Consider the following 527-nt stretch of genomic DNA (forward strand, 5'->3'; position numbering starts at 1 on the left):
GACTGCAGCCATTTGGTGAAGGTCATTGTCCGCTCCAAGGAAAAGCCCCGCGCGATGGCGGGGCGGGTGTGCAGGTCTGGTCAGTTTGCGGTTTGGCGCCTGGTCGCGGGAAACACCGCTCATAGCTGGCCTGGCAGTGGTTTCGCTCGCGCCAGAATGGCAATCGCGCGACGATCCAGTCCGACAGTTGCCACCAGATCCGCCAGCCGCGACACTCGCGCCGCCACCAGGCATGGGCACAGACCGACATCGGCGGCAGATCCGGCCAGATCAGCCCGTGCAGCCGGACCGAGGCCCGTTCCACCGCGCGGCACATGTCAGGCTCTCCGGTCCTTGAGGATGGCAAGATCGCGCTCGAGCCGTTCCAGCCGGTCCAGCGCCTCGTCCAGATCCCGGCGTTCCTTTTCGGCCCACATGCAGGTGACGGGTGTGACCGCCTCGGCCAGCGCATCCTTGGCGGTGACCCCGGCCACCCGGCCGCGCACCACCGCGATCACCACCGCCAGCACGAAGGCAATCAGGATGAA

At 67.0% G+C, this 527-nt stretch carries 1 protein-coding gene; it reads right to left on the reverse strand.

The window, feature by feature from the left end:
* Positions 1-317: 317 nt before the first annotated feature.
* A partial coding sequence (locus tag FOY53_RS23370; RefSeq protein WP_186766745.1) for a hypothetical protein occupies positions 318-527 on the reverse strand: 210 nt, incomplete at its 5' end.

The sequence above is a fragment of the Puniceibacterium confluentis genome (assembly GCF_007923445.1).
Taxonomy (GTDB): domain Bacteria; phylum Pseudomonadota; class Alphaproteobacteria; order Rhodobacterales; family Rhodobacteraceae; genus Puniceibacterium; species Puniceibacterium confluentis.